General features: G+C 76.1%; 6 protein-coding genes. 4 read left to right on the top strand and 2 right to left on the bottom strand.

Features of this window, described 5'->3' with window-relative positions:
* Positions 1-88 precede the first annotated feature (88 nt).
* The gene (locus ACWEQL_RS40080; protein WP_452156180.1) at positions 89-1,600 is read right to left on the bottom strand and encodes an FAD-binding protein; all 1,512 of its coding nucleotides are present in this window, start codon (positions 1,598-1,600) and stop codon (positions 89-91) included.
* Positions 1,601-1,816: 216 nt separating this feature from the next.
* On the opposite strand from ACWEQL_RS40080, the gene ACWEQL_RS40085 reads away from it, so the two are divergent.
* Positions 1,817-2,467, top strand: coding sequence for an N-acetyltransferase family protein (locus ACWEQL_RS40085; RefSeq protein WP_452156182.1), 651 nt, complete (start codon positions 1,817-1,819; stop codon positions 2,465-2,467).
* A gap of 135 nt (positions 2,468-2,602) precedes the next feature.
* Positions 2,603-3,715 (top strand): polyprenyl synthetase family protein, encoded by a 1,113-nt coding sequence (locus ACWEQL_RS40090; protein WP_452156184.1) that lies wholly within the window; start codon positions 2,603-2,605, stop codon positions 3,713-3,715.
* Between the two features lie 45 nt (positions 3,716-3,760).
* Here ACWEQL_RS40090 and ACWEQL_RS40095 read toward each other — a convergent pair whose 3' ends face one another.
* On the bottom strand, positions 3,761-4,837 hold the full coding sequence (locus ACWEQL_RS40095; RefSeq protein WP_452156186.1) for a TIGR03617 family F420-dependent LLM class oxidoreductase: 1,077 nt from the start codon (positions 4,835-4,837) through the stop codon (positions 3,761-3,763).
* A gap of 62 nt (positions 4,838-4,899) precedes the next feature.
* Here ACWEQL_RS40095 and ACWEQL_RS40100 point away from each other — a divergent pair, with 62 nt between their 5' ends.
* Both ACWEQL_RS40100 and ACWEQL_RS40105 read left to right on the top strand, forming a co-directional pair.
* A complete protein-coding gene (locus ACWEQL_RS40100; protein ID WP_452156188.1) occupies positions 4,900-5,715 on the top strand; it encodes an SDR family NAD(P)-dependent oxidoreductase in 816 nt (271 codons plus the stop codon).
* A gap of 64 nt (positions 5,716-5,779) precedes the next feature.
* Positions 5,780-6,220, top strand: coding sequence for a hydrolase (locus tag ACWEQL_RS40105; RefSeq protein WP_452156190.1), 441 nt, complete (start codon positions 5,780-5,782; stop codon positions 6,218-6,220).
* Positions 6,221-6,304: the final 84 nt, after the last annotated feature.

A 6,304-nucleotide genomic window follows, 5' to 3' on the forward strand; every position in this document is an offset into this window, starting at 1 on the left:
ACGAGATCGGTCTGGCGCTGGGCGCCGAGCTCCCACAGGTGCATCATGACCAACTCCTGGCCGCCGACGCCCGGCGCGGTCGCCCGGCTCAGTCGTGGATGCCCTGCCCGGGGGTGAGGATGCCCGCCGGGTCCCAGCGGTGCTTGGCGCCGCGCAGCGCGCCCCAGCGGTGGCCGTAGTGCCGCTGCCAGTCGGCCCGCGTCATGTCCGGGATCGCGCCGATCAGGTAGCGCTTGCCGCCGAGGGCCACCGCGCGGTCGTACACCCGCCGGTTGCGCCGCAGCATGGCGGCGTCGTCCGCGCCCGGGCCGGGGAAGCAGAGCAGGTCGAAGTGCCACAGCACCGGTGCGTCCGGCATCACCGCGGCCGGCCGGGTCAGCGGCGCCGTCGCGAACGGGTAGAGCAGCAGCAGACCGGCCCCGAGGTCGGCCGGGGTCAGCTCGGCGAGCGTCTCGCGGATGAACCCCTCGGCGGCGGAGGCGGGCAGGAACACGCTCATCCAGGGCTTGGGCCGGTCCCAGAACCCGGCCGCCTTCAGATAGCCGGCGAAGCCGTCGACCCGGTAGGCGTACTCGCGCGCGCTCTGGTCGGTGACGGTGACCGCGTCGGGGCCGGCGGCCGGACGCAGGCCGCGCAGCAGGGCCTCGCGGTCGGGCACGGCGGTGCCGTCGTAGTGGGCGACCGCCTCCATCCGGTACTGCCAGGTGCCGGCGGGGGTGAGCGAGGCGTCGCCGACCTGGAGGTCGAAGCGGCCGTCGGCGAGGATCCGCTCCTGGTCGGCCAGGTAGTCCGGCAGGGAGTCGTAGCGCAGGCTGAACACCAGGGCGCGCTCGCGGGCCGGGGCCAGCCGCAGGGTGGCGCGCACGATGACGCCCACCTGGCCGCCGCCGCCCAGCGCCGCCTCGAAGAGGTCCCGGTGGCTGTCGGCGGAGGCGGTGACCAGCTCGCCGGTGCCGGTGACCAGGTCGATCGACTCGACGGTGTCCACCGAGAGGCCGTGCTTCTGCACACCGCCGCCGATCCCGCCGACGCTCAGCGTGCCGCCGATCGACAGGTGCAGGTAGTCGGGCAGGCACGGCGGCATCCAGCCGGCGGGCAGCGCGGCGTCGGTCAGCCGCGCCCAGGTGACCCCGGCCTCGACGACGGCCCGGCCGCCGCCGAGGTGGAGGATCCGGTCCAGGGCGCGGGCGTCGATCGAGATCCCGCCGGGGGCGGCGGCCTGGCCGTAGCTGGAGTGGGACTCCAGGCCCTCGCCGGGGCCGGGGCCGGTGGTGCCGCTCTGGCCGTTCATGGCGACGGTGATCCGGTGGCGGCGGGCGTAGCGGATGATCCGGGCGACGTCCTCCACCGAGCCGGGGCGCAGTACGGCGCGCGGTTCGGTGGTGACCAGGCGTCCGAAGTCCGTGCCGAACGCCTGCCGGACCGCTCCCTCGGTGACCAGCACGCCGTCGAGCGCGGGGATCGTGGCGACCGTCCCCCCGGCCGGGGGTGCGGCGTCGGCGGTGGTCGCCCAGGACCGGGTGGCGGTGTTCCAGCCGATCACGGTCGCGGCGGCGCCGGCGATCAGGGCGCGGCGGGACAGGGCTGCTGCTTCGCTCATCTGAAAATCTCCCGACTGATCGTCATACCGGGAGTGTTCTACCGCAATCGCCGCGGCCGCGCACAAGGCTTCCCCGGGGCACGCACGGGATTCCCGGTTCCGTCACACCCGCCGCCCGTTCCGTTCCCGGCCGCCGCTCGTTGGGCAGCAGCGCGGGGACACGCGGTGCCCCACCACACCCCGGCCGGGGTGCGCACGGAACGGAAGGAGTCCGCGGTGACGGACGTGCTGGCGCGGACCACCGGGCCGACCGCCGGGGGAGCGGCGCCCGGCACCGCCGTACGGGGACGCCCGGCCGGCCCGCTGCACCTGCGGGCGGCGGTGCCGGAGGACCTCCCGGTGCTGGCCGACCTGCGCGCCCAGGCGGCGGAGTGGGTCGCCCGCGAGCACGGCGTGCCGCAGTGGTCCACGCCGTTCAACGCCAAGCGGGCCCGCCGCTGGATCGCCCGGGGCGCGACCGTGATGGCGCTGCTGGAGCCGGACGGCGCCCCGGTCGCCACCGCCAGCCTGCTGGCCCGGGGCGACCGGCGCCGCTGGACGCCCGAGGAGCTCGCCGTCCCGGCCCGCTACCTGGCGAAGATCGTGGTGGACCGCGACTGCGCGGGCCTGGGCATCGGCACCCTGCTGACCGACTGGGCCCGCCGGCGCGCCCACCGGGCGGGCGCCCAGGTGGTCCGGATCGACGCCTGGAGCGACAACCCCGCCCTGCACGCCCGGCACCGCGCCCACGGCTGGCGATGGGTCAGGACGGTGCCCGGACTGCGCTCGGGCGCCCTCTTCGAACTGCCCGCCCTGGCCGACGCCTTCGACCCGGCGGTGTGCGAGGCCGGCCCGATCGTCCTGCCGGGGGACCGGCCCGCCGGCTGAGCGGCCCGCGGCCGTGGGGGATGATGGCGGACGGCCCCGCGCACCCGGGTGCGTCCCGTACACCGCGGTGCGTCCCGTACACCGTTGTGCGCCCGGGGCCTCCGCGATCCCCCAGCCGAGACGGACCGACCAGCGATGAGCACGACCCCCGACGTCACCACCCGGCCGGGCCCCCTGGACCCACGGGCCCGCTGGTCGGCCCACCGCGAGCGGTTCGACACCGTCTTCCGCGCGTACTTCACCACCCTGCGCGAGGGCTTCGACGCCCCCCGGTGGAGCCGTTTCGCCCCCGAGTGCCTCGACCTGATCGAGGACCACTGCCTGCGCGGCGGCAAACGCCTGCGGGTCGCCGTGCTGTACGAGGCCGGCCGGCTGCTCACCGACGGGCACCCGCCCGCCCTCGACGCGGCCGCGCTGAGCATCGAACTGCTGCAGACCCACGGGCTGATCCACGACGACATCATCGACGACTCCCCGCTGCGCCGCGGCGGGCCGTCCACCTACTACGCCTACCGCGAGCGCTTCCCCGGCCGCGAGCACACCGCGCTCGGCCTCGCCGTCCTGGCCGGCGACCTCGCGGCCTTCCTGTCCGGACAGGTCCTGCTCACCGCGCCCGCCCCCGCCGAGGTGCGGCTCGCCATGGCCGCCGTCCACGCGCAGGCCTCCGCCGACAGCGTCGTCGGCCAACTCGCCGACATCGAGCGCGACTTCGAGGCCGAACCGAGCGTGGAGATGCTGGACTCGGTCTCCGAGTACAAGACCACCCGCTACTCCGTGCTCGCCCCGCTGCGCCTCGGCCTGCTCGCCGCCGGAGCCGACCCCGCCGCGTACGCCGCCCATGACGCGACCCTGCGCCGCTACGCCACCCTCTGCGGCGGCTACGAGCAGCTGCGCGACGACTACCTCGACCTGTTCGGCGACCCGGCGGTGCTCGGCAAGCCGGCCGGCTCGGACCTGCGCGAGGGCCGCCGCAACCACGTGGTGCGCGCCCTGCTGCTCGCCGCCGGACCGGACGAGCGGGCGCGCGTGGAGGCCGTGCTCGGCGACCCGCGCTGCACCGCGGAGGCGATCGAGGAGGTCCGGTCGATCGCGCTGCGCCACGGGGTGGACGAGACGCTGCGCGCCGACATCCGGCAGCGGGCCGAGCGGGCCTGTGCCGAGGCGGCCGGCTGGTACGGGCACTGGCGGCCCGAGGCGGTCGAGTTCTTCGAGCGCCTCCCGCTCTGGAGCATGCACCGCCTGGGCTGACCCGTCCGCCGTCCGCCGCCGCCCGCCCAGGAGTGGCGCAGGGGCTCACCCCAGCGCGCGGACCGCGGCCAGCACCTCCAGGTCGAGCACCGGGTCGGTCCCGTCCGCGGAGGCGATCGACAGCCGGTCGACCAGCCCGGCGTAGCGCCGGTGCAGCTCCGCGGCGACCTCCGGCACCGTCCCGGCGACCGCGAAGGCGTCGAACACCTCGTCCTCGACCAGCTCGCCCATCCGCTGCCAGTTCCCGCGCAGCGACAGCCGGTGCAGCTCCTCGTGGAGCTCCTCCCAGCCGTGGTGGGCCAGCACCGGCCGGTAGGCGGGGGTGGAGGCGTAGAAGGCGAGGCGCTCGCGCACCGCGGTCCGGTTGGCGGCCAGCTCCTCCTCGGTGCGCCCGGTCGCGGCCAGCACGTTCCCGGTGACCTCGAACGGCCGCGCCGTCCAGGCCTCGCCGTCGGCCTCCGCCCGCTCCCGGGCGGCCCGCACCCCCGGCAGCACCTGGCGCGCCAGGTAGTCGACCGAGCTGAACGGGTGTGCCAGGAAGCCGTCCGCGACCGCCCCGGCCGTCGCGGTCATCAGCGGGCCGACCCCGGCCAGCAGGATCGGCGGCGGGCCGGCCTCGACCGGCGGGGGAGCGAACATCGGCGTCATCACCGTGTGCGTGTAGAAGTCGCCGCGGAACCGCAGCCGTTCGCCGGTCTGCCAGCTGTGCCAGATCGCCCGGACGGCGTGCACGTACTCCCGCATCCGGGCCGCCGGACGGTCCCAGGGCATCCCGAAGCGCCGTTCGACGTGCGTCCTCACCTGCGAGCCCAGCCCGATCACGGCCCGGCCGCCGGAGACCTCGTGCAGGCCCCAGGCCTGGTAGGCCAGCGTCATCGGGGTCCGGGCGAAGGCCACCGCGATCCCCGTGGACAGCTCGATCGACTCCGTGCGGTCGGCCGCCCGCACCAGCTGCAGGAACGGGTCGTGCGCCGTCTCGGCCACCACCAGGCGGTCCATCCCGGCCCGCTCGGCCCGCCCGGCCGCCGCCAGGACGCTCCCGGGATCCCCGGGAACGGACACATCGAGGCGCAGCCCCGTCACCGGACGACCCATCGGCTCCACGGCACCCTTCACGATCACCCACCAGCTCGTGTGCGTATGATCCCATGGACCGCAGTCCCCTGCACCGGAGGCGATGTCCCGTGGCCGACCAGCGAGTTGTGATCGTCACCGGCGGCGGCACCGGGATCGGCGCGGCCACCGCCCGGCTGCTGCGCTCCGCCGGCCACCACGTGGTGATCTCCGGACGGCGCTCCGAACCGCTGGAGCGGGTCGCCGCCGAGACCGGCGCGCTGGCCCGGGTCTCCGACACCACCGAGCCCGCCGACGTGCAGTCCCTGGTGGACACCACCGTGGAGCGCTTCGGCCGGCTGGACGGCCTGGTGGTCAACGCCGGCGTCGGGCGCGGCGGCGGGGTCGGCGAGATCAGCGTCGAGGACTGGGAGCTGGTGCTGCGGACCAACCTCACCGGCCCGTTCCTGGTGCAACGCGCCGCCCTGCCGCACCTGTTGGAGTCCCGCGGCGCCGTCGTCGCGGTCGCCTCGGTGTCGGCCCTGCGCAACGGCCCCGGCAACGCCGCGTACGCCACCTCCAAGGCCGCGCTGCTCCAGCTCTGCCGCTCCCTCGCGGTCGACTACGGCCACCTCGGGCTGCGGGCGAACGTGGTCTGCCCCGGCTGGGTGCGCACCGAGATGGCCGACCGGCGGATGGCCCGCTTCGTCGAGGAGGCCGGGCTGCCCGGCGGCACCGAGGAGGCGTACGGACAGGCGACCCGGCTGAGCCCGATCCAGCGCCCCGGTGAGCCGCGGGAGGTAGCGGAGGCGATCTCCTGGCTGCTGTCGCCCGCCTCCTCGCTGGTCAACGGCGCCGTGCTGACCGTCGACGGCGGCGTCACCGCGCTCGACCCGGGCACGGTCGCCTTCGACACCGTCCTCACCCCGCGCCAGGGCCCGTCTTGAAACCCCCGCCCTCCGGGCGGACGACGGGGCTTTGAAGACGGGCCCCGGGGCTGAGCGCCCCGCCGTGCGGCCGTCACCCCTCGCGGCGCAGCTGCCCGCCGGGTACTGGAACGTCCCGTACGTCGGCGCCCGCCACCCCGGCTCACCCGCCGTGGCCGAGCGCCCCGGCCTCGCGGAGGGCGCCAACTGCCAGCTCTACGCCTACGCGGTGCTCGCCCGCTTCGGGCCGGCGCCGCCGCCGCTGCGCTCCGACGAACTGTGGGCCGACCGCGAACACACCGTCCGCGTCCGCACGCCCCGGCTGCTGGACCTGCTGCTGTTCAACGCCGGCGCCGACGCGTACGGGGCCCATGTGGGCGTCTGGCTGGGCGAGGACGCGGTGCTGCACCTGTGCCGGGAGGTGGGCCTCCCGGCCGTGTGGCCGCTCGCCGACTTCGCGGCCCGGGAGCGCTACGCGGTGCTGGTCGGCATCAAGCGGATGCGACCGGCGGGCGCGCGGGGCTGACCCTCACCCGCGCCGCCCGGGGCTGACCCTCACCCGCGCCGCGCGGGCGGACACGTCGGCCGAGGCGGGCATGTGGTGAAGAGA

This window comes from Kitasatospora sp. NPDC004240, assembly GCF_053603215.1.

Coding starts and splice junctions, on each gene's coding strand:
- ACWEQL_RS40080 (WP_452156180.1), bottom strand. CDS start 1,600: ATGAGCGAAGCAGCAGCCCTGTCCCGCCGCGCCCTGATCGCCGGCGCC.
- ACWEQL_RS40090 (WP_452156184.1), top strand. CDS start 2,603: ATGAGCACGACCCCCGACGTCACCACCCGGCCGGGCCCCCTGGACCCA.